Below are 21,926 nucleotides of genomic sequence, written 5' to 3' on the forward strand. Positions count from 1 at the left end.
ATAACGATAGAAGAGCTTTGAACGTGTTCAGGGTCCTGAAGAAAAACCTCGGCGCGCGCATCGCGTTTCTGATGTCCTTGGCAATGCTGCCTCTGGGCCTGATCTCCGTGTACCAGACGCATGTCGTGGTGGACGAGGCGCAGGACCTGTCGAAGGCGGCATTGCTGTCGGAAACGGTGGCTGCGGCCAGCGGTGAGCGAGAGCTGATACAGCAGGCCCTGGGCGCGGCTCAGGGTCTGTCCTCTGCCGTCGCACGCGTACCGAATGCAGCCTGCAAGAACATCCTTGCGAATTTCATCGGTGACCAGCAGTTGTTCATCTTTGCCGGCTTTATCGCGGCGGACGGACGAATGGACTGTTCGTCGAACGGGCAGGTGCGCAACTTTGCCGGATCGCAGCTGCTGCGCGACTCGCTCGAACGGGCCGGCCCGGCGGTCAGGATGCACCCAAGCGGTCCCGTTACCCAACAATCTGTCATTACAGCCTCTCATCCCGTGCGCAGCGGAGCTGAGATTTTGGGGGTGGTGTCTATTTCCATCCCGCACTCCGTGGCGAACGCCCTTATGGAGAATCCTCTGCCCTCGACTCAACTGAAGCTCGCTTCGGTGAACATCGACGGCGACGTGGTGGCGTCCACCAGCGGCCTTGAGGGCGCGCCGGGTTTCCTGCCGCGCGACATTCCCACGACCAAGCTGCTGACCCGCGTGGGCCAGACCTTTCGCGGCGTGGCCGGAAATGGCGAGGAGCGTTTCTTTGCCGTGGCACCGATGATCGACGATGTCATGGTACTGGTCGGCAGCTGGCCGGTCTCTGCCGCCGATGCCAGTGGCGAAGGTCCGCGCGCGCGACTGGCGGTGATATTCCCGGCGCTGATGTGGCTGGCGGGGATCGGCGTGGCCTTTCTGGGCCTGCAACGGCTGGTCGTGCGCCACGTCCGGGAGTTGCGTTCCGCCATGCGCCAATTCGCGCTGGGGGAGCGCAAGCATTCGCATCTCGCGCTCGACGATCCGCCGGAGGAACTGGAAGAGGCGCAGCGCGCCTTCAATCGCATGGCGCTGATCCTGACAGAGGCGGAGGCCCGCCAGGAAAAGGACTTGCGCGACAAGGAGGTGCTGCTGAAAGAAGTGCACCACCGTGTGAAAAACAACCTGCAACTGATCGCATCCATCATGAACATGCAGGCGCGGTCCGCCCGCTCGGCAGAGGCGCGGCACATGCTGGCCGGCCTTCAGCGCCGCGTCCGCGGGCTGGCGATGCTGCACCGCACGCTCTACACCACGCCGGATCTGACGACGGTCGACTCCGGCGATCTGATCCGCACCGTTGTCGAGGACGTCAGCACACTCTCGCAGGATGGGTCCGTTGTGCTGGATTCCGAAATCGCCAGCGTGGCGCTATTCCCGGATCAGGCGGTTCCGCTGTCGATGCTGGTGACGGAGGCGCTGACCAATGCCTATAAATACGTGGGTACGACCGAGGACGGCGTGCGACAGATCACGATCCGCTTGCTGGAAGTCGAAAACGGCGATGTCGAGCTGCAGGTGGAAAACTCGCTGGACATCGAAAACCACGTACCGGATTCGCAGCCAAATGCAGCACCCGATGCGGAACTGGAAGGTGGTGACGGGCTTGGGAACCGTCTGATGACGGCCTTCATACGGCAGTTGGACGGTCGTGTGACGCATACCAAGGACGAACGGCTGTATGCGCTGCACATCACCTTCCCCCGCCGCGACTTTTCCCCGCAGCGGCGGATCGACAATGCCGCGTGATACCACCCAACCTGTCCCCGACTTCGACGTGCTGATCACGGCGGAGGAAGCATGGCCCGCGTTCGAGCGCGCGGTTCTGGCCGCCCGGGAGGAAATCGTCGCGGGCTTCCGGATCTTCGATCTTTCGACCCGGCTGCGCTCTGTGGAGGGGCTGGCGGTGGGCGAGGACTGGTTTGACCTGCTGGCGGATGCCCTGCGGCGCGGAGTGAAGGTGACGCTGGTTGTCTCCGACTTCGACCCTGTGATCGCTACGCCCCTGCATGAAATGTCCTGGCGGACCGTCCGGCAAGGCGCCGCACTGGCCGAAGTCACCGGCGCCGGGCCAGAGCAACTGCAGGTGCGCGCCACGCTGCACCCGGCTCAGCCCGGCACCTTGCCCTACCTCGCCTTCCTGCCCGCGATGATCCACAAGAAGCTGCGTCGCATGAAAGAAGTGCGCGGCATCCGCCGCCGGCGTCAGGCCGTCGGGCTGGACGAAGCGAGCGTACCGGAAATCCACACCGTCACCCACCACCAGAAACTGGCCGTGATCGACGGAGAGGTGCTGTATGTCGGCGGTCTGGACCTGAACGAACGGCGCTACGACACTCGCCGTCACGAACTGCCCGCGGAACAGAGCTGGTCCGACGTGCAGGTGATCCTGCGCGGACCGGAAGCAAAGGACGCCCGCGCGCATCTGTTGTGCTTCGAAAATCTGTGCGGCGGCAATGCGGTGCCCGGCGCACTGCCCGGGATCAGACGTACACTGTCCTGCCCGCGCCGGTTTCAGATGCCATTCCTGTCGCCGCGCACCCTTCTGCACGAAATCGAGGAGGCCCATCTGAACGCCTTCCGTAGCGCGCGCCACCTGATCTATGCGGAAACGCAGTTCCTGCGCTCCGGCGTGATCGCCGACACACTGGCCGAAGCGGGAGTGAAGAACCAGAACCTGACCGCGTTTTTCGTACTGCCCGCCCTGCCTGAGGACGTGGCCTTCGAGGACAACGACGGGCTGGATGCCGGATACGGACTGGCGCTCCAACGTGAGGCGGTCGACACGCTGACGGAGGCCTTTGGCGATCGCGTCAGTTTTTCCGCCCCGGTGCGCCCGGTTCTTGCGGCGCGCGACACCACCGCTGTGCTGGCCGGATCGCCGATCGTCTACGTTCACAACAAGGTTCTTGTAAAGGACGACGACTTCGGGCTCGTGGGGTCCGCGAACCTGAACGGCCGCTCGCTGCGCTGGGATACGGAGGTGGCGGTAGAACTGAAAACGCGCGACCGCGTCGCCCGCCTTCGCGAAAAGCTGTTTGCCCACTGGTGGTTTGATCCCCTGCCTGAGGAGGCGCGTGCCCCTCAGACGTTGCAAGGCTGGTGGGACGCGGAAATCCGGCGCAACGGCGTGCGGCTTCCGGAGAATCGCAGCGGCTTTCTTGTGCCCTATGACAGCGAAATGGCCACAGGTTTCGAGCAACCGCTGCCCGGTGTGACGGAGGACGTGGTCTGACCGGTGGTACCGCGCGCGTCTGGCGCTATGATCCAGGCCAGCGATCCCCACACCGGAGCCCGACATGAGCCGAGGCCGCACCGCCCGCACCCCGACCAAAATCCCGCGCAAAGGATGGCTCGACGTGGCTGCCCGGGTCTATCGAACGGTTGTGGAGGACAACCTGAGCCTGCTGGCGGCGGGCATCGCCTTCTATGGGTTGTTGTCGCTGTTTCCGGCGATCACCGCCGCGGTCGCGCTGGCCGGGATGGTGACGGACCCGTCCTATTTGATCGACACCTCGGTGGCTGTGTCTCAGGTTCTGCCCTCGGCGGCAGCGGAAATCCTCATGGGTCAGCTGAATGGCGTGGTCTCCGCCTCCAACAATTCGCTGGGCTGGGCGGCCGTCTTTGCCATCGGTCTGGCGCTGTGGTCGGCATCAAAGGCGGTGGAGAACCTCATCGTCGGGCTCAATGTCATCAATGGAGAAAGGGAGCGGCGTAGCCTGATCGTGCTGAAGCTGATGAACCTCGCGATGACCCTATGCCTGATCATCGGCATTCTGGTCACGGTCGGCGTGGTGGCGGCCATGCCCGCGATTGCCGCCTATGTTTCCAGGAACCCTCAGTTTACAGAGCTTGTGCTCTTCATACGCTGGCCCGTTCTGTTCCTTGTCGGCGTTTTCGGCATTGCCATGCTCTACCGATTTGGCCCGTCACGCAGGCGGGCGAAATGGCGCTGGCTGACACCCGGCGCGGGTTTGGCATGTGCGCTCTGGGTCACCGGCAGCATAGCCTTTTCGAAATACGTGCAGTCCTTCGGCAGCTATAACGAAACCTTCGGCACTCTGGGCGGTGTCATCATCCTGCTCTACTGGCTGTGGCTGTCGGCCTTTATCCTCCTGTTTGGCGCCACGGTCGATGCAGAGATGGAGGCGCAGACCCGTCACGAAACCACCGTGGGCCCCGACCGCCCCATGGGCCGACGCGGCGCGGTGAAGGCCGACACGCTCGGCGCCCTTCGCGGAGAACCGCACAACTGACCTACATATCGCGGGAACCGAATCCGAAATCGCGGCGTTGAGCGCGCGAACGGTGTGCCTGAACCGCATGCCCGACAAACATGAAACCGACCCGTCCCGCAGTGCCACCGAAGCCAGATCACAAAAATCTGAAAACCGTGGGAACCAAACCGGGTTGGCAAAGTTAACCCCTTGAAATCAGGAGGGAATAAAAATGAAAATTGGTGCAGTCATTGCCGCAATTATCGCCGTTATCGCCATCGGTTTCGGTATCTACATGATCGACGTCGATCAGACCCAAGAGGCGCGTATGCCCGAAGTCAATGTCGAAGGCGGGCAGATGCCCGAGTTCGATGCTGACGTTGGCGACGTGGATGTCGTCGAAGAAGAGGTGACCGTGGAAGTTCCCAAAGTGGAAGTCACGCCGCCGGAAAAGACAGCTCAGAACGACTGAGCCAGGGTCTAACGAACAGGGGTCGCCGGTTTCTTTACCTCGGGCCGGCAACCTCGGTGACAACGCCGATCGCTACGCGCGGTCGGCGTTTTTATGTGTCCCGCGCCATAGTCGGCGGACTGGAACGGACAGATCATCGAGATGCTGGATCAGGCCCGGACGGCCTATCCAAGCAGAGCGGCCGCCGGACCGTGACCACCGACGCCAAGGGAAGACCGCGCACTGGAAGGAGGCTGGCGAGCTTTGACCCGAAACCGGCGCTGTGCTCGACGAGCACCTTCTTGGTGGTCGGCCGCGGCGGCATGCACAGCGACGTTTCGAAGAACTCCGGGGCTGCAACTGGCTGTCGCTCTCAAATACACTTTATGCGAGCCGGTGGCCCAGAGAATGGTCAAGAATGCCATTGAGGTGCGACTGCACGATCTCCGGACACTCGCCGCCGACTGTTTCCGGAAAACCTTGAAAGACAAGGGGATACGCGCCTGCATCCCGGGCCGGAAGCAGCGGAAGACGCCGGTGAAGTATGACAAGCGCCGCTAAAAACAGCGCAACCGCCCCTTTCGTGACATGGCTTGGCAATGCACTGCCGGGCAGTGATCGAGATCATGTTCGGCAGTCTCTGGGACTGGCGGTGGGTGGCCACGCGATACGACCGGTGCCCGACGGTCTTCCTCTCGGCTATCGCTCTCGCCGCCACGGTCATCTCCCGGCTATGAGTCCTGACCTTACGCCGCGGACGGTCTCGAAAAAATCCGCACCCAGCTTTTCGCGGAGCTTGTGAACATGCACCTCGACGGTATTGCCTTCGACGCCGTCCTGCCAGCCGTAGAGCCGCTCTCCGAGCCGGTCCTTGGGAACGATGACCCCGGGGCGTTCCAATAGCACCTGCAGGATCGCAAACTCCCTGCGGGAAAACCGCACCTCTCCGTCGCGGATGCGACCGGTCATGCGTGCGGGATCGAACTCCAACCCGTTCCAACAGGTCGTGCCGCTCGCTGCACCTTTTGCCCGTGGGGTGATGGCCCGCAACCGCGCCCCGAGTTCGCCAAGGTCGAAAGGCTTCGCAAGATAGTCGTCGGCCCCGGCGTCTAACCCGGGCGATCCGGTCGCCCATCTGATCGAGAGCCGTCAACAGCAGCACGGGAGTCCGAATGCCTCTGGTGCGCATGGACCGGAGGATCTCTATGCCGGTGCCATCTGGCAGCATGATGTCGAGTACCACTGCGGAAAAGTCGTTCTGCTCCCACGCCTCCTGCGCATCCGCACAGGTTCCCACCAGTTCAGGGACGAACCGTGCAACTGGAGGCCGGTGCATAACCCGTCAGCCAATGATGCATCGTCTTCCACAATCAATATCCGCATTCCCGGCGCCTTCTGACTGCGGGCGGTTTCGGCCGTCAACATTAAGCCAGCGTTAAGGTTCGAGGCCGAGGAGCGCCGCATGACAACACTTCGCTCCGAATCTCTCCGCCCCTTCGCGTTCCTTTGCACCGCGCTCCGGACCTTCTTGATCGTCGCAGGCCTCACCGGGCCGGTGGCCGCACAGGACGGTCTGTTTTCCTCAGGCGCTCCGCTTGATCCGCGCGAGGCATTCGCCCTTTCAGTAACCCCCCAACCCGACGGCAGCCGCCTGCTGCGTTGGGAGATCGCCGACGGCTATTACCTATACCGCGATTACCTCGCCGTCGAGACGGACACGAGGGCGCCCGTCCCGCTCGAAAGCGACCCCGGCACTCAAAAGGAGGACCCGACCTTTGGCGCGGTAGAGGTGTATTACGACCAGGCAGAGGCGCGCATCGGCCCCGTATCCGATCCGCTGAGCGTCACCTACCAAGGCTGTCAGGAGGACGGCATCTGCTACCCGCCAATCACCGACAGCCTGCCTGCGCTGCCGGTGGCTGCACCTGATGGCCCCAAGGAGACAGGATCGCCGGCTTTCACGCCGGGGGGCGGTATCACGCTGGCTGAGGACGCCGGTCTGGTCGAGGGTTTGGTGCAGCGCGGCGGTTTGCGCCTTTTGTTGCTGGGCTTCTTCGGATTCGGACTGCTGCTGGCCTTTACCCCCTGTGTTCTGCCAATGATCCCGATCCTCGGCGGGCTTCTTGCGGGTCAGGGGGAGAGCCTTACCGCCCGACGCGGGCTCGCGCTCAGCGCGACCTACGTGCTTGCCATGTCCTCGGCGCTCGCGCTTCTGGGGGTGGCGGCTGCATGGTCGGGGCAAAATCTCCAGATCGTCCTACAATCGCCTTTGGCCGTCGGGGGGGTGGCCCTGCTCTTTGCCGCATTGGCGTTGTCGATGTTCGGTCTGTTCGAGTTGCGCTTCCCGCAAGCCTGGAACGACCGTATGGCGACTGCGGGCAGCGGGCGCCGGGGCACATTTGCCGGGGCTGCCGGGCTTGGCTTCACCTCGGCCCTGATCATGGGGCCCTGTGTGACCGCACCGCTGGCCGGGGCGCTGCTCTATATCGCCCAGACCGGCGATACCGCGCTCGGGGCTGCTGCCTTGTTTTCTCTCGGTCTCGGCCAAGGCGTGCCGCTTCTGCTGCTCGGCGCCTTCGGCAGCCGTGCCCTGCCGCGCGCCGGACGTTGGATGCAGGTGGTGAATCGCCTCTTTGGTTTCGTGTTTCTTGTCATGGCTGCATGGCTGGCGGGACGGGTGGTGCCCCCCGCCGCCGGATTGGCGATCTGGGCCGGGGTGCTGGTGCTGACCGGCGTGTTCCTTGGCGCGCTTGACCGGCCGGAAGCCGGGGCCGCGCCAGTCCAGCGGCTGCGTCAGGCCGCTGGAATCGCAGCCCTTCTCGCCGGCGCCCTCATGGGCGTCGGGGCCGCCAGCGGAGGAGACGATCCGCTGCGGCCGCTCGCGGGACTGCGCGGCGAGATGCAGACCGCAGTCAGCGAAAAAGCTATCGACTTCACCACGATCCGCTCGGTGCCGGAGCTTGAGGCTGCACTGGCGCAATCGGATCGGCCGGCGCTGATCTATTTCACCGCAGATTGGTGCGTCAGCTGTCGCGCCATCGAACGCCACGTCTGGCCGGATGCCGGGGTGCAGGCAGCGCTTTCGGAGATGCAGGTGATTGCCGCCGACCTCACCAAGTTCGACTCGGAGAGCCAAGGCCTGCTTGACCACCTGCGCTCGGTCGGCCCGCCGACGATGGTCTTCCTCGATGCCGAGGGGCGTGAGCGGGAAGACACGCGGCTTATCGGCGAACCCGGCCCTGCCGACGTCATGGCTTCGGCGAGGGCGGTGCAATGAACGCGACTTCCATCGGTCCACTGGTATTTGCGAACGACCGTCTGCACGCGGTGATCGCGCTTGCTGCCGTCCTGATCGTGCTGGAACTGGGTGGCCGGCGCAGACCTGCGCTGGCCGGCGCCCTGCACCGCTGGGGGTGGCTGCTGCTGGTGTCATGGATCGTCGCGGCGCGCCTCGGCTCAGTCTTGGTCAACCGCGCGGTTTTCGCCGTCGACCCGCTGTCGGCACTGGCGGTTTGGCAGGGCGGCTTCGAGCCGATTGCCGGGTTTGTGGGCGTGGGGCTCGTGGGACTTGCCGCGCTTCTAAAACGCCCCGAGATGCTGCGTCCGCTGGCCCTTGCGGTGGTCATGGCCTTTTCAGCCCACACGGCCGCGGGATGGATCTTCCCGACAGAAGCGCAGGGCAGCCTGCCCCAGGTCGCCCTCACGGACCTCGGCGGTGCCCCGGTCAGGTTGGCCGAGACCGGGGAACGTCCGGTGGTCGTGAACCTCTGGGCAAGCTGGTGCCCGCCCTGCCGGCGCGAGATGCCGATGATGATGGAACTGGCCGAAGCGCAGGACGATGTGGTGCTGCGCTTTGCCAATCAGGGTGAAACGGCCGCCGCCGTGGGCCGCTACCTCGATCAGGAGGCGTTGAGTGGCGAGCATGTGGTGCTGGATCAAACGCAACTTCTGATGGAGCACTTCGGTCTGCTCGGCCTCCCCAGCACGCTGTTTTTCGACGCCGAAGGAAATCTCGCCGCCGCGCATACCGGCGAAATTTCACGCGCCGAGCTTATCAATCGCATGCAAGCACTTCAGGAACCAGAATGACTTTGAAACCGATGGCAATCGGGGCGCTTGCGGGGGTCGCACTCCTGGCGGCCTGCGCGACGCCGCCCGTCGATGCTGTGCAAAAGACCGCCGCACCGGTGGCTCCCGCACCCGCAGGGACGGACCCGCTTTACGGTGCCGTGCAGGACGCGGGCCGCACCATTGCCGCGATCCCCGAGGCGGCGTTGAGCGAACGCAACCGCCGACAGGTGGTCGACTATTGGACCGATGAACCACCCGGCACCATCATCGTCGACCCCTATGCGCGTTTCCTCTACCTCGTGCTCGAGAACGACCGCGCCCTGCGTTATGGCGTCGCCGTGGGCGAACAGGGGCGCGGCTTCTCCGGGGAGGGGGTGATCCCCTTCAAGCGGGAATGGCCCCGCTGGACGCCGACGCAGAACATGCTGCGCCGCGACCCCGAACTTTACGGCCCGGTGCGCAACGGAATGGAGGGCGGGCTCGACAACCCCCTGGGGGCCCGCGCGCTTTATCTCTTCAAGGGCGGGCGGGACAGGCTCTACCGCATCCACGGCACCAACAACCCATTCTCGATCGGCAAGGCCGTCTCATCCGGCTGCATCCGCCTATTCAATCAGGACATCCTCGACCTGCACGAACGCGTCAAGGACGGCGCCCGGGTGGTCGTGCTGAGCGAGAGCGAAAGCGGCAAGGGCACGACGCCTGCGGGCCGCACCACCACGAGCAACCAAACGCAATAGGAGATACCCATGCCCATGATAAAACGCAGAACCTTTCTGACCGGCAGCGCAATGGCCACCGTTGGCGGCGCCAGCCTCTTCTCGCTGGTCCGCACGCCGGCGCTCGCCAAGGAACTGACCGTCGACGACGTGCTTTTCGATCCGGACAACCCGGTGCTCGGCAATCCGGATGGCGATGTGACCATCGTCGAATTCTTCGACTACCAATGCCCCTACTGCAAAGCGAACCACCCGCCGCTGACCGAAGTGGTCGAGGCAGACGGCAACATTCGTCTGGTCATGAAGGACTGGCCGATCTTCGGCGCGCCCTCCGTCCGGGCCGCCCAACTCGCCCTTGGAGCAGCATCACTCGGCCATTACGAAAAGGCGAACACCTCCCTGATGGAGACCGAGGGCAAGCTTAGCGATCAACTCATCGAGGAGACGCTGGAAATGGGCGGATTCGATGTCGCAGATCTCGACAAGGCCTATCGCGGCGACCGGGCTAAATGGGACGGGCTGATGCGCCGCAATAGCGAACAGGCGAGCCTGATCGGCTTACAGGGCACACCTGCTTTCATCATCGGAACGACACTCTATCCGGGAGGGATGGATGCGGATGCTTTGAAAGAGGCGGTCGGCCTGGCGCGGGCATAATTCGGCTCCGTGTGAACTAACCAATTCGACTGAAAGGAGAAAGCAGATGACCAACAAACTTTCCCGTCGCGCGACGATCTTGACCGGACTGGCCGGCCTCGCCGTCCCAGGACTGGCGCACGCCGCAGAGCCGACCCGCCGCAATTCCTCGAGCTTTATGGTCCAGCGTTGGCAGGACCATTTCGATGATCTGGGCGTCGGCACGATTGTCGCCGATACAGCGTCGCGCGCCTTGCATTACTGGAACGCGGACGGGTCCGATTATCGCATCTACCCGACCTCTGTGCCGATTTCCGAGGAGCTCACCAAACGTGGCTACACCCGGATCGTGCGCAAGAAAGTCGGTCCGGACTGGACCCCCACGCCCAGCCAGGTCGAACGCTTTGGCTGGACCTACATGCCGCCGGGCCCCGACAACCCACTTGGGACCCACGCCATGTATCTGTCCTGGCCCGCCTATCTGATCCATGGCACCCACGATACGCGCAAGATCGGGCGTCCCTCATCGGATGGTTGCATCGGTCTTTACAACGAGAAGATCGCGGAACTGTTCGAAATCACGCCGGTCGGCACGCAGGTCAGGATCATCTAAACAAAGCTGGACCCCAAGCGCGGGCTGGTCAGTCGACTGGCGTTCCGAGCCCGCGCTCTTAGCATTTCTTAACCCCTTTTCAGAGGGTCAACCGGGCCATTTCTGATGAAGCTCGTCAATTCCCGGAACGTGGGCATGAGCATGCCCACCGCCATGTTCGGCAAAATGGGGTGATCAGTTGCCGAGGCCCGCGAAAAGCTGGAAGATTGGCGTAGACACTACAACGAAGATCGACCCCGCAGCGCGATCGGATACCACGTCTTGATTGCCGAGCATTATCCCGATGGCGCCACCAGCCCGCCATCGTGAAACAGCTCGGAAAATCCAGCTTCCGGCGGTCCGACGTAGGGGAGCAGTGCAGCTGAGCCGCGCGGCTTCATGCGGTCCACTTCTCAGGGGACAGAGCACAAGCTTTTGGGGGTATGGAGCACAAACTATTGGACGCAGGCTCCTTGAGTTTATTCAAAGAAAAATCATGGGGCCGCGCGCAGTCACGCGGCATCCTATAATTGACTGATGCTGGTCGTCCCGAAAACTTGGCCGATGACAAGCGGGACGCACTTCAGGACATACGTTTCCGGTGCGATCAGGACACGCTTCCGCTGGTTTACCGGGATGCCTGACGCACGACTGCCCGCAGCCGGGATCCAGCTCGTTCAATCGGTCACTCAATCGTCACACACGATAAACGGAGTTACCGGGGCGAGCCCCAGAAACCGGCCCCAGAAACCGGCCCAAAAAACAAAAGGCGCCCGAGGGCGCCTTGTTTTATTGGTCGGAGCGAGAGGATTCGAACCTCCGGCCCCTGCCTCCCGAAGACAGTGCTCTACCAGGCTGAGCTACGCTCCGACCGTGAGGGGCGATCTAACCGAGGCGCCACCCCTTTGCAAGCTCATTGTGCAGGATTCTTATCCTTCAGAAAGGGAGAAATCCGAAAACCCGCCCCGTAACCACGGGTGCGCGTTCGCAGCACGGGGGTCTTCGAACTGCCCTTCGCGCTTTCCCGCAGGACGATGTAGATACCGGAGCCAATGATGATGCCGGAGCCGATGACGGTGTAAGTATCCACCGTCTCGTCGAACAGAAGATAGCCGTAGATGGACGCCCATAGGATCTGGCTGTACTGCATCGGCGCAACGATGGCCGCCTCGCCCGATTTGTAGGCCACGATCAGGCACAGACCCGCGATGAAGCCAAGCAGGGAAATCGCCGCGGTGCCGCCGAAATCGAGAATCGGCATGGGTTTGTAGACGGTGATCATCAGCGCCCCCACGACGAGGAAGTTCGCCGCCATGGGGTAGAGCAACAGCACCACGGAGCGCTCTTCCCGGCCGACCTTGCGCACGATGATGGCGGCCATCGCACCAAAGATCGACGATCCCAGCGCGGCGAGGTGGCCCAGCGAAAACGGCGCCGCGCCCGGACGCAGCACCACCATCACGCCGATGAGCCCCACCCCCACCGCAAGCCCGCGCCGCCAGCCGACGCTTTCGCCCAGCATGGGGATCGACAACACCGTGATCAGCAGCGGCGCGGCAAAGAGAATCGCATAGGTCTGCGCCAGGGGCAGCACGGAAAAGGCATAGAAGGCGCACATCCCGTTCAGCATCGCGCAGGTGGTGCGGATCGCCGTCCACCACGGGTGCACGGGGCGCAGGTTGCCATGCGTCTGGTCGTTCATCAGCATGAAGCTGACCAGCGGAAACGACATCAGCGTCGAAAAGAAGATCACCTGAAAAGGCGAATAGGCCGCTCCGAGATACTTGATGACCACGTCGTGGGTCGCAAAGATGCCGAAGGCGGTCAGCGCGAAAAGCGCGCCTTTTGCGTTTGGGGACATGACGGGAGCCTGTGTTCTGTTTGCCCGACGCTATTCACAGCCTCCGCGACAGCGCAAGGGGACCGGCACAATTCCTCTCAGTTCCTTGCACGCGGAGGATGTATTGATTGCCTGGCGTGCACGATAGCCTGCATTCAACAGATCCACCGCCCCGGTTCAGAAATGCGAAAGGCCCGGCGAGGGGCCGGGCCTTCCAGCATTGCGGGCGGTGCGGATCAAACCGAGGCGCCCAGCGCTTTCACGATGGCGTCGCCCATCTCGGAGGTCGAAACGGGGGTCACACCCTCTTCGCCCAGCAGGTCGGCGGTGCGGACGCCATCCGCCAGCACCTTTTCAACGGCCTTCTCCACGCGGGTGGCCTCGTCGCCCTGGTCGAAGGAGTAGCGCAGCGCCATGGCGAACGACAGGATGCAGGCAATCGGGTTCGCCTTTCCCTGGCCCGCGATGTCCGGGGCAGAGCCGTGCACCGGCTCGTACAGCGCCTTCGGCCGGCCGTTCGCCATCGGCGCACCCAGCGACGCCGACGGCAGCATCCCCAGCGAGCCGGTCAGCATCGCTGCGGCGTCGGACAGCAGGTCGCCAAAGAGGTTGTCGGTCACGATAACGTCGAACTGTTTCGGCCAGCGGCAAAGCTGCATGGCGCCCGCGTCGGCGTACATGTGCGACAGCGCGACCTCGGGGTAATCCTTGCCCACCTCGGTCACGACCTCGCGCCAGAGCACGCCGGATTCCATGACGTTGGCCTTCTCCATGGAGCAAAGCTTCTTGTTGCGGCGCATGGCGAGTTCGAAGGCGGAGCGCGCGACGCGGTCGATTTCCGACTCGGTGTAACGCTGGGTGTTGATACCGACGCGTTCGTTGCCTTCCTCGATGATGCCGCGCGGCTCGCCGAAGTAGATCCCGGAGGTCAGTTCGCGCACGATCATGATGTCGAGACCGGCGACCACGTCCTTTTTCAGCGAGGAGAAATCCGCCAGCGCATCGAAACACTGCGCCGGGCGCAGGTTGGCATAAAGGTCCATCTCCTTGCGCAGACGCAGCAAGCCGCGCTCGGGCTTCACGGAGAAGTCGAGCACGTCATACTTCGGCCCGCCGACGGCACCCAGCAGCACCGCGTCGACCTCCTGCGCCTTCGCCATTGTGGCGTCGGTCAGCGGCGTGCCATGCGCGTCGTAGGCCGCGCCGCCAACGAGATCCTCGGAGACGTCGAAGGTCAGGCCACGGGTGCCGAACCAGTCGATGACCTTGCGGACTTCGGCCATGACTTCGGGGCCGATGCCGTCACCGGGCAGGATGAGAAGCGAGGGATTGCTCATGGGGTGCTGTCCTTTGTGTCGTGATCGCATTTCGCGTAGCGGTTGGTTACGCAGTCGTCAAGAAACGCGGGCGCGATGGAGGGTTAGCCCCCACGGGAACGGACAGACAGGGAGGATGGGGGGTCGTGTCGATCACGGTGTCGGCAGGGCAAGGTCTGCCCAGACTAGACCATGCGGGCCAGTCTCCGCCTCCGGCGCAGGCGGCATGACCCCGGCGCCGAGGACCGTCAGGGCACGGTCCGGCAGCAGGTAGCTGACGCGCATCGGACCGGTACTGGCCCAGGTCACCGTATCTACGCCGGGCAGCGGATCAGTAATGCGCGGATGCGCCAGAAGCGCCCGCGCGGCACCATGCAGGCCCTCTCCCCGCTCTGGGTCGAGGTTCAGATTGCCGAGGATCACGACAGGCGGCGGACCAGCGGCCAGGTCATCGGCGAAGTGAGCGAGAGACCCGAGCGCCGGCTCGGGGGGCAGCCGCAACGCGCCGTCGAGATACTGCGCCCAGAGACGCACCTCGTCGTGGTTGCGCCGCCCATTGCGGTCCTCCGGCCCATCAAAGACCGGCGGCGTGGCGCAGAGTGTCAGCAGCAGCAGCGGTCCAGCGGGCGTATCCACCCGCAGCGCCCAATGCGCCGAAGACGACAGCCGCTGCACATCCGGCGCGGGGTCGTCGGGCGTCATCCGGCTGTCGGGCACCTCCGACCATAGCAGGCGCGAAAGATCCGCCTCCAGCGTCACGGGATAGCGCGAGAGCAGCGCCATGCCCCCCTGCCCTGCAAAGCGGCCGTAGCCCTGCGCGTCCCGTGGTCCGCCGGTCCTCCCGTCGCCGTCGAGGTCGAGCCCGGTTTGCCAACCGGCATTGGGCCGCGCGGAAAACAAGTGGTCGAGTGCGAGCCCCTTTGCCTTGAGCTGGGTCCGCAGGGCGTCAAGAGCCGCAAGCCCCGCGTCATAGTCGAAATCGGTCAGGAGCAGCAGGTCGGGCCCGGTATCGAGGATCGGCGCCAGATCCACCTTCCCAGCCTTCAGATCGCGCAGCAGCAGTCCCGGCCCGTTCCGGCTGAACTCCGCATGCCAGGTCGCCACCCGCAGGTCGTCGGCCCGCGCGGCATAGGCCACAAGCACATAGCTGAGAAACAGGATCAGGCCGGTTGCAAGTCGGCCTGCGCGTAGGCGCGGCGCCGCTTTTCCTCGATCAGGGCAGCAATGCGCATCAGCGCAACGCCGCGCATGATCAGACTGGCCGGGAGGAAAGACCATGCAATCATCGTCCAGATCAGCGGTTGAAATTCGATCAGGTTGGGGGTCGCCCCCCATGACGAGGCCATCTTCAGCCCTGCCGGGGCCAAGAATGGCAGCAGGAACCCTAAGGCCACGTTAAAATGACTGTCTCTTTTCAGCCGGTAGAGGATATCCCCGCCTGTGGTCGGATCAAAGAGCGGCAAGTTGACCCAGAAATTGAAGGCCCGTTTCTGGATGGGCCAGTCCAGCAGACGCACCACCACGACGAAGATCAGCATCGTGGTCAGCGAAATCAGGTAGGCCAGCCCGGCCATGGTGCGGATCAGCGCCAGGGCCTCCGGGCTGGCGTCGCGTGGCGCAACGAGCACCATCAGCCGCACGGGTGAAAACGGGAAATCCATCGCCAGCCCGATCGCGTAACCGAGTCCGCTCAGCGCTTCTGTCAACGCGGTCGGCTGGGTCGTCCCGCGTGCGATCAGCGTCAGGATGAGCACGGTCGCCAGCAGCGCAACGTAGCGCATCCGGTTGAAGGGCGGCGCATTGCGGAATTCGACCAGGGACGGATATTCGGCGATGTACTCGACAAAGGTCAACAGGGCGGCGAGCAGCGCCAGAAGCGCCACGATCTGGGTGGAATCACTGGGCACGTCAGGCAGCATCATCGCAGGCAGCGCGATGAGAATAGCCACGAGAAAAGCGCGCGCAGCCGCCGCCACCATGCGTGAGATCACAACTCTGCCCTTCCGATCCGGACGGTCGCGATGCGAAGCCGCAACCTTGTTCCTTTTCGATCCCGCCTATTGTGACGGGCTGCCTCATTCTTGCCCAAATTCTGCCTCTTTTACCGGGGGACGACAACAGCAAGCTAACAAGTGGCACGATTTTCCGGCGGTTTCGCGGTGAGGGTGGTGCCGGATTGCATCAAGGCGGTGTCATTCCGGTGACGGCCTTGTGGTGGACCACTACATGTTGTTGATCGCCCCCATAACACACATATCTTTCTGACCCTGCGTTGCCCTTTTTTCCTCAGATTCCTGAAGCTTACCAGAGCACCTAGGTAAGTCATGCCCGCCAATGAGCAGACCAGAACCGCGGCATCGGGACTCCGTTTCACCGGCCCCAAAGGCCCCTCCCGACCGCGATTTTCACAAAATTCTCATATGAAAAAGGCCCGCGCAGGCGGGCCTTTTCGTGTGGCGTAGAGCAGGATCAGACCCAGGGACGCGCCTGCGCCATCTTCTGCTCATAGCTGTCTATGGCCGGGGCCTTCTCCAGTGAAAGGCCGATGTCGTCGAGCCCTTCCAGCAGGCAATGCTTCTTGAAAGGATCGACCTCAAAGGAAAACGTCTCTCCCTCGGAGGAGGAAACGGTCTGGTGCTCGAGGTCCACGATCATGCGCGCGTTCGAGCCCTTCTCGGCGTCCTTCATCAGCACATCGACGGCCTCCTGCGGCAGCACGATCGGCAGGATGCCGTTCTTAAAGCAGTTGTTGTAGAAGATGTCGGCGAAGGAAGTCGAGATGACCGACTTGATGCCGAAATCCTTCAGCGCCCAGGGTGCGTGTTCACGCGACGATCCGCAGCCGAAGTTGTCGCCCGCGACGAGGATTTCCGCCTCGCGGTACTGCGGCTGATTCAGAACGAAATCGGGGATCTCGTTGCCCTGCCGATCATAGCGCATCTCGTCGAAGAGGTTCACGCCCAGGCCCGACCGCTTGATCGTCTTCAGGAAGACCTTGGGGATGATCATGTCGGTATCGATGTTGACCAGCGGCATGGGCGCCGCGATCCCGGTGAGTTTTTCGAACTTGTCCATCTCGGGCGTCCTTATGCGTCTTCGGTCATCAGCTCGCGCACGTCGGTCAGGTGACCGGTGAGCGCGGCGGCGGCGGCCATCGCGGGCGACACGAGGTGCGTGCGGCCCTTGTAGCCTTGGCGACCCTCGAAGTTGCGGTTCGAAGTGGAGGCGCAGCGCTCGCCTTCGGACAGCTGGTCGGGGTTCATGGCAAGGCACATGGAGCAGCCCGCGAGGCGCCACTCGAAACCGGCATCGCGGAAGATGTCCGCCAGGCCCTCTTCCTCTGCCTGGGCGCGCACGAGGCCGGAGCCCGGCACCACCATGGCGCGCTTTACCTTGATCTTCTTGCCTTTCACTATGTCGGCCGCGGCGCGCAGATCCTCGATGCGGCCATTGGTACAGGAGCCGATGAAAACCGTGTCGATGGCAATATCCGTGAGCTTCTGGCCGGGAGTCAGGTCCATGTAGGCGAGCGCGCGTTTGGCTGCCTCGACCTTGCCGCCCCTGAAATCCTCCGGCGCGGGGACCAGGGCGGAGATCGGCAGCACGTCCTCGGGCGAGGTGCCCCATGTCACGACGGGCTCGATTTCTTCGCCCTTCAGCGTCACGACCTTGTCGAAATGCGCGCCTTCGTCAGTGAAGAGCGTCTTCCACCAGCTGAGCGCAGCCTCGAACTGGGCGCCCTTCGGGGCATGCGGGCGGCCCGTCACATATTCAAAGGTCTTTTCGTCCGGCGCGATGAGGCCCGCGCGGGCGCCGCCTTCGATCGCCATGTTGCAGACGGTCATGCGGCCTTCCATCGACAGGTCGCGGATCGCCTCGCCGCAGTATTCGATGACGTAGCCGGTGCCGCCCGCGGTGCCAGTGGCGCCGATCACCGCAAGGGTGATGTCCTTGGCGGTCACACCGGCGCGAAGCTTGCCGGTGATCTCGACCTTCATGTTCTTGGATTTCTTCTGGATCAACGTCTGGGTGGCCAGAACGTGCTCGACCTCCGACGTACCGATACCATGCGCCAGCGCGCCGAATGCACCGTGCGTGGCGGTATGGCTGTCACCGCAGACCACGGTCATTCCCGGCAGGGTCCAGCCCTGTTCGGGACCGACAATATGCACGATGCCCTGACGGATATCGCTCACCGGGTAGTAGTTGATGCCGAAGTCCCTTGCGTTCTTGTCGAGCGCGGCCACCTGGATGGCGGAATCCTCGGTCATGTTCTTGGGGTCTTCGCGCCCCGCCGTGGTCGGCACGTTGTGATCCGGCACGGCGATGGTCTTCTCCGGCGCGCGGACCGTGCGACCCGCCATGCGCAGCCCCTCGAAGGCCTGCGGCGAGGTCACTTCGTGCACGAGGTGGCGGTCGATATAGAGGAGGCAGGTGCCGTCCTCGTCCTGGCTGACGACATGGGCGTCCCAGATCTTGTCATAAAGCGTCTTGGGGGACATGGGTCCTCTCCCGTTTTTACGATGGGTGGCATGGATAGATGCGCGCGAGCGCAGGCTGCGTGGTGCGATCCACGCGAAGGCTCAAGCCTATAGGCAGGCGCGCACCGTGAGGGTGGCCCCGAAGAAGCGTTCGCGCAGGCGGGCGCGGTCGCCGAGATCGAGCATCTGTTCCATGACGGGGGGGATACAGATTGCCGGTGAGTCTATCAAGGGCGCTGCGCTTCGGTCCCCCGGATAATCCACCCGGTATCCCGGCGCAGGTCAGCGTAGGTGGCCGTCACGCCCAGCCAGGCAATCGCCGCGTCGGCGTCATGGTTGCTGTGCACTTCGATGCCATCGAAATTCGATGCAAAACCTTCATACATCCGGGCAATCCCCAGACCGTAGCTTCCGGCGGGGGCGTAGACCGCCTGACGCGAGATTTCGTCTTCGGGCCGACGATTGGCCATTTGATATAGCCCACTGCCCAGAAAGTCCGGCGCGGTCAGGTCGGTCTCCTCCAACTGGGAGAGGTCCAGGAAAAGGTGCCGGATCCCGCTGGCAAGCGCATTGCTCATCATCGACTGCCGGTTGATCCGGGATCTCGTTCTCAGGTAACGCCCTTCGATCCGCACGGCGATGGTATTCGCAGTCAGCAATAGCGTGGAGTAGACCCCTACTTCCTTGATCATTGACCGTTCCTCTAGCGTCAACCGACGTTTCCCGGTTGCGCACCTCTTGTCAAGTCAACCGGCGCCTGATGCGGCGACGGTTACGCTTCGGGCCACCGGCCCCGGCCCTGGGAAAGCGCTGGTATCCGCGGACGAGGTTCGCTTAGGGTTGCGGAATCCAAAGGAAAGGTATCGATGGAGCCGGATACGCTACCGCTTGACCCGGACATGCTGCGGCAGGTCATCCAGTTCCTGCTGGCCGAGGGCAGCAGCTTCTGGCGCGAGTTGACGCGCAAGTGGACGCTGTACCAACTGGGGATCGCGTTGGCGGTCTATGCCTGCGCCTGGATGCTGGCATGGGGGCTCGGGCCGCGCTACAACGACTGGCTCAGAACGCGCGATGGCTGGGCAAAGTGGCGGCTGCGCATTGGCCTGCTGGTGCAACGCCGGATGCGGATGATCCTCTTCGTGCTGCTGATCTGGGTGGTCTACCTCGTGATGAAGGAAGTCACCTGGGGATCGCGCTCTGTCCTGCTGCGCATCATCGCGAACCTTGCGGCGGCGTGGCTGTTCATCGCCTTTGCAACGCGGGTCTTCCTGAGCCCGGCCATGGCATTCGTGGTGCGCTACGGCGCGTGGACCTGGGCGACGCTGTCGATCCTTGGCCTGCATGACAAGACCCGCGTCCTGCTGGATAGTCTGGCAATCACGCTGGGAGACACACGCCTGTCGCTCTGGCTGCTGCTGAAGGCAGTGGTGGTCATGGCCACGCTCATGGCGCTGGCACGGCTGGCGGCGGGGGCTTCCGCGGCGTCGATCCAGCGTAACCGCGACATCAGCCCGTCGATGCAGGTGCTGGCGGTGAAGGTGCTGCAGGTGATGCTCTTCGGCGCGGCCTTCTTCCTCGGGCTGAAGGCGGCGGGGGTCGATCTGACCGGCCTCGCGGTTCTCTCGGGCGCGATTGGCGTGGGCCTCGGCTTCGGCCTGCAGAAGGTCGTGTCGAACCTCGTCTCCGGCATCATCATCCTGCTCGACAAATCGATCAAGCCCGGCGACGTCATCAGCCTCGGCGACACTTTCGGCTGGATCGAGAGCCTCGGCGCGCGCTATGTCTCGGTGGTGACCCGGGACGGCAAGGAATACCTGATCCCGAACGAGGACCTGATCACGGGCCAGGTGGTGAACTGGTCGCATTCCAACGACTTCGTGCGGCTCGACATTCACTTTGGCTGTTCCTACCACGACGACCCGCACGCGGTGCGCAGCATCGCCATCGAGGCTGCCAAAAGCGTGGACCGGGTGCTGACGACAAAGCCGCCAGTCTGCCACATCGTGGGCTTTGGCGATTCGTCCGTGGATTACATCTTGCGGTTCTGGATCACCGACCCGACCGGCGGGCTGACCAACATTCGCGGAAACGTCTTTCTGGCGCTGTGGGACGCGTTCCGGGAGAACGACATTTCCATCCCCTTCCCACAACGCGAAGTCCGCCTTCTGGGCGATGCGCCGGTCCCGGCCGCGAAGGGAGACGGCGGGCCACAGCGCGGCTGATCCGAAGCCATGGGTGCGCCCCCCTGACGGAACGTTGCGGCTGACAATGCCGGACCCGGCGCGCATAGTCCGCGTGACCGTCCGGCGCATGGCGCCGGCGCAAGGATCAGGGAGAGAGAAATGAGCCAGTTGACCGAAGAAATCGTCATCCTCGGCGGTGCCCGCACCGCCATCGGCACCTTTGGCGGGTCGCTGTCGGGCGTGGCGCCCGTGGACACCGCCGCCACCGTGGCCAAGGCCGCGATGGAGCGCGCAGGCGTGGAGCCGGGGCAGATCGGGACGGTCGTTTTCGGGCAGGTCATCAACACCGAGCCGCAGGACATGTACCTGGGCCGCGTCGCCGCCATCCGCGCGGGCGTGCCGGACACGGTCCCGGCGATGAACGTCAACCGCCTCTGCGGGTCGGGCGCGCAGGCCATCGTGTCGGGCGCGCAGGCGCTGGCTCTGGGGGACGCCGATTTCGCGCTGGTCGGCGGGGCGGAAGCCATGTCGCGCTCGCCCTACATCGTCCCGGCACAGCGCTGGGGTGCAAAGATGGGCGACGTGAAAGCGCTGGACATGATGCTCGGAACGCTGAACTGCCCCTTCGGATCGGGCCACATGGGCATCACCGCCGAGAATGTCTCGGCCGAGAACGCGATCACCCGTGCGCAACAGGACGCCTTTGCACTGGAAAGCCAGCGGCGCGCGGCACAAGCCATCGCGGAGAGTCGCTTTGACAGCCAGATTGTGCCGGTCGAAGTACGGGTGAAGCGGGACACGGTGGAATTCCGGGTCGACGAGCACCCGAAGGCCACCACGGCGGAGGCGCTGGCGGGGCTGCGCCCGGCTTTCCGGAAGGATGGCACGGTGACGGCGGGCAATGCGTCGGGCATCAACGACGGCGCGGCGGCGCTGGTGCTGGCGCGGGCCGATGCGGCGCGGCGCGCCGGTCTGACGCCGCGCGCGCGGGTGCTGGGATACGCCCACGCGGGGGTGCGGCCGGAGGTGATGGGTATCGGTCCAGTCCCGGCGGTGGAGGCGCTGCTGAAGCGCACCGGCCTGTCGGTGGGCGACTTCGACGTGATCGAGAGCAACGAAGCCTTTGCCGCGCAGGCGCTGGCGGTGAACAAGGCGCTGGGCCTCGACCCGGCAAAGGTGAACCCGAACGGCGGAGCCATCGCACTGGGTCACCCGGTAGGCGCGACCGGCGCGATCATCACGGTAAAGGCCCTGTACGAACTGGAGCGAACCGGCGGGCGGCGTGCGCTGATCACCATGTGCATTGGTGGCGGTCAGGGCATCGCCGTGGCAATCGAGCGCATCTGAAACCATCCAGAACCTGAGGTAGGTCGGGGACAACCCCGACCTGCGACATG

Annotated in this window: 19 protein-coding genes, 1 tRNA gene and 3 pseudogenes; 13 read left to right on the plus strand and 10 right to left on the minus strand. The window is 63.9% G+C overall.

The genetic code is table 11. The features are described from left to right. Positions 1–23 precede the first annotated feature (23 nt). The 5 genes and pseudogenes from J5474_RS23130 to J5474_RS11885 form a co-directional block, all read left to right on the plus strand. Positions 24–1,772, plus strand: coding sequence for a sensor histidine kinase (locus J5474_RS23130; RefSeq protein WP_209361134.1), 1,749 nt, complete (start codon positions 24–26; stop codon positions 1,770–1,772). Next, positions 1,762–3,258: a phospholipase D family protein gene (locus J5474_RS11870; protein WP_209361135.1), complete on the plus strand. Its 1,497-nt coding sequence runs from the start codon at positions 1,762–1,764 to the stop codon at positions 3,256–3,258. Before J5474_RS23130 ends, J5474_RS11870 begins: the two co-directional genes overlap by 11 nt. A gap of 64 nt (positions 3,259–3,322) precedes the next feature. Continuing rightward, entirely contained in the window at positions 3,323–4,279 is a 957-nt protein-coding gene (locus J5474_RS11875) for a YihY/virulence factor BrkB family protein (RefSeq protein ID WP_209361136.1), read from the plus strand. A gap of 193 nt (positions 4,280–4,472) precedes the next feature. Further along, positions 4,473–4,712 carry a hypothetical protein gene (locus tag J5474_RS11880; protein ID WP_209361137.1) on the plus strand — a complete coding sequence of 80 codons (240 nt, stop codon included), beginning with the start codon at positions 4,473–4,475 and terminating at the stop codon, positions 4,710–4,712. A gap of 438 nt (positions 4,713–5,150) precedes the next feature. Next, positions 5,151–5,428 (plus strand): annotated as a pseudogene (locus tag J5474_RS11885) (transposase); the annotation flags it as partial. Here the strand turns inward: J5474_RS11885 and J5474_RS23135 are convergent. Both J5474_RS23135 and J5474_RS23140 read right to left on the minus strand, forming a co-directional pair. After that, positions 5,412–5,660, minus strand: coding sequence for a winged helix-turn-helix domain-containing protein (locus J5474_RS23135; RefSeq protein WP_342454029.1), 249 nt, complete (start codon positions 5,658–5,660; stop codon positions 5,412–5,414). The pseudogene J5474_RS11885 and the gene J5474_RS23135 overlap by 17 nt on opposite strands. A 211-nt stretch (positions 5,661–5,871) precedes the next feature. Next, positions 5,872–6,027: pseudogene (locus J5474_RS23140) on the minus strand (response regulator); the annotation flags it as partial. A 126-nt stretch (positions 6,028–6,153) separates the two neighbouring features. On the opposite strand from J5474_RS23140, the gene dsbD reads away from it, so the two are divergent. From dsbD to J5474_RS11920, 6 genes and pseudogenes are all read left to right on the plus strand, one after another. Then, positions 6,154–7,968 (plus strand): protein-disulfide reductase DsbD, encoded by a 1,815-nt coding sequence (dsbD, locus tag J5474_RS11895; RefSeq protein ID WP_209361138.1) that lies wholly within the window; start codon positions 6,154–6,156, stop codon positions 7,966–7,968. Further along, positions 7,965–8,780: a TlpA disulfide reductase family protein gene (locus J5474_RS11900; protein WP_209361139.1), complete on the plus strand. Its 816-nt coding sequence runs from the start codon at positions 7,965–7,967 to the stop codon at positions 8,778–8,780. Before dsbD ends, J5474_RS11900 begins: the two co-directional genes overlap by 4 nt. Further along, positions 8,777–9,502, plus strand: coding sequence for a L,D-transpeptidase (locus J5474_RS11905; protein ID WP_209361140.1), 726 nt, complete (start codon positions 8,777–8,779; stop codon positions 9,500–9,502). The genes J5474_RS11900 and J5474_RS11905 overlap by 4 nt, the downstream gene beginning before the upstream one ends. 9 nt (positions 9,503–9,511) lie before the next feature. Next, positions 9,512–10,138 (plus strand): DsbA family protein, encoded by a 627-nt coding sequence (locus tag J5474_RS11910; protein WP_209361141.1) that lies wholly within the window; start codon positions 9,512–9,514, stop codon positions 10,136–10,138. 46 nt (positions 10,139–10,184) lie between these two features. Beyond that, positions 10,185–10,730, plus strand: coding sequence for a L,D-transpeptidase (locus J5474_RS11915; RefSeq protein WP_209361142.1), 546 nt, complete (start codon positions 10,185–10,187; stop codon positions 10,728–10,730). A 174-nt stretch (positions 10,731–10,904) separates the two neighbouring features. Continuing rightward, positions 10,905–11,039: pseudogene (locus J5474_RS11920) on the plus strand (integrase core domain-containing protein); the annotation flags it as partial. A gap of 463 nt (positions 11,040–11,502) precedes the next feature. Here J5474_RS11920 and J5474_RS11925 read toward each other — a convergent pair. The 8 genes from J5474_RS11925 to J5474_RS11960 all read right to left on the minus strand — a co-directional run bounded on the left by J5474_RS11925 (position 11,503) and on the right by J5474_RS11960 (position 19,038). Continuing rightward, positions 11,503–11,579: transfer RNA gene (locus J5474_RS11925), tRNA-Pro, on the minus strand. A gap of 43 nt (positions 11,580–11,622) precedes the next feature. Beyond that, positions 11,623–12,570 carry a DMT family transporter gene (locus J5474_RS11930; RefSeq protein ID WP_209361143.1) on the minus strand — a complete coding sequence of 316 codons (948 nt, stop codon included), beginning with the start codon at positions 12,568–12,570 and terminating at the stop codon, positions 11,623–11,625. Between the two features lie 215 nt (positions 12,571–12,785). Next, a complete protein-coding gene (gene leuB, locus J5474_RS11935) occupies positions 12,786–13,886 on the minus strand; it encodes a 3-isopropylmalate dehydrogenase (RefSeq protein WP_209361144.1) in 1,101 nt (366 codons plus the stop codon). 132 nt (positions 13,887–14,018) lie between these two features. Continuing rightward, positions 14,019–14,969, minus strand: coding sequence for an endonuclease/exonuclease/phosphatase family protein (locus J5474_RS11940; RefSeq protein ID WP_342454030.1), 951 nt, complete (start codon positions 14,967–14,969; stop codon positions 14,019–14,021). Positions 14,970–15,025: 56 nt separating this feature from the next. Continuing rightward, positions 15,026–15,856 (minus strand): hypothetical protein, encoded by an 831-nt coding sequence (locus J5474_RS11945; RefSeq protein WP_342454031.1) that lies wholly within the window; start codon positions 15,854–15,856, stop codon positions 15,026–15,028. Positions 15,857–16,334: 478 nt separating this feature from the next. Further along, on the minus strand, positions 16,335–16,940 hold the full coding sequence (leuD, locus tag J5474_RS11950; RefSeq protein ID WP_209361146.1) for a 3-isopropylmalate dehydratase small subunit: 606 nt from the start codon (positions 16,938–16,940) through the stop codon (positions 16,335–16,337). A gap of 11 nt (positions 16,941–16,951) precedes the next feature. Next, positions 16,952–18,367 (minus strand): 3-isopropylmalate dehydratase large subunit, encoded by a 1,416-nt coding sequence (gene leuC / locus J5474_RS11955; protein WP_209361147.1) that lies wholly within the window; start codon positions 18,365–18,367, stop codon positions 16,952–16,954. A gap of 206 nt (positions 18,368–18,573) precedes the next feature. After that, complete coding sequence (locus J5474_RS11960) at positions 18,574–19,038, minus strand: hypothetical protein (protein ID WP_209361148.1); 465 nt, start codon at positions 19,036–19,038, stop codon at positions 18,574–18,576. Positions 19,039–19,212: 174 nt separating this feature from the next. Between J5474_RS11960 and J5474_RS11965 the strand changes: the two genes are divergently transcribed. Beyond that, positions 19,213–20,568: a mechanosensitive ion channel family protein gene (locus J5474_RS11965; RefSeq protein WP_209361149.1), complete on the plus strand. Its 1,356-nt coding sequence runs from the start codon at positions 19,213–19,215 to the stop codon at positions 20,566–20,568. A gap of 120 nt (positions 20,569–20,688) precedes the next feature. Continuing rightward, positions 20,689–21,876 carry an acetyl-CoA C-acyltransferase family protein gene (locus tag J5474_RS11970; protein WP_209361150.1) on the plus strand — a complete coding sequence of 396 codons (1,188 nt, stop codon included), beginning with the start codon at positions 20,689–20,691 and terminating at the stop codon, positions 21,874–21,876. The last annotated feature ends 50 nt before the right edge of the window (positions 21,877–21,926 follow it).

The organism is Sagittula salina, from assembly GCF_017813235.1.
Lineage (GTDB): Bacteria > Pseudomonadota > Alphaproteobacteria > Rhodobacterales > Rhodobacteraceae > Sagittula > Sagittula salina.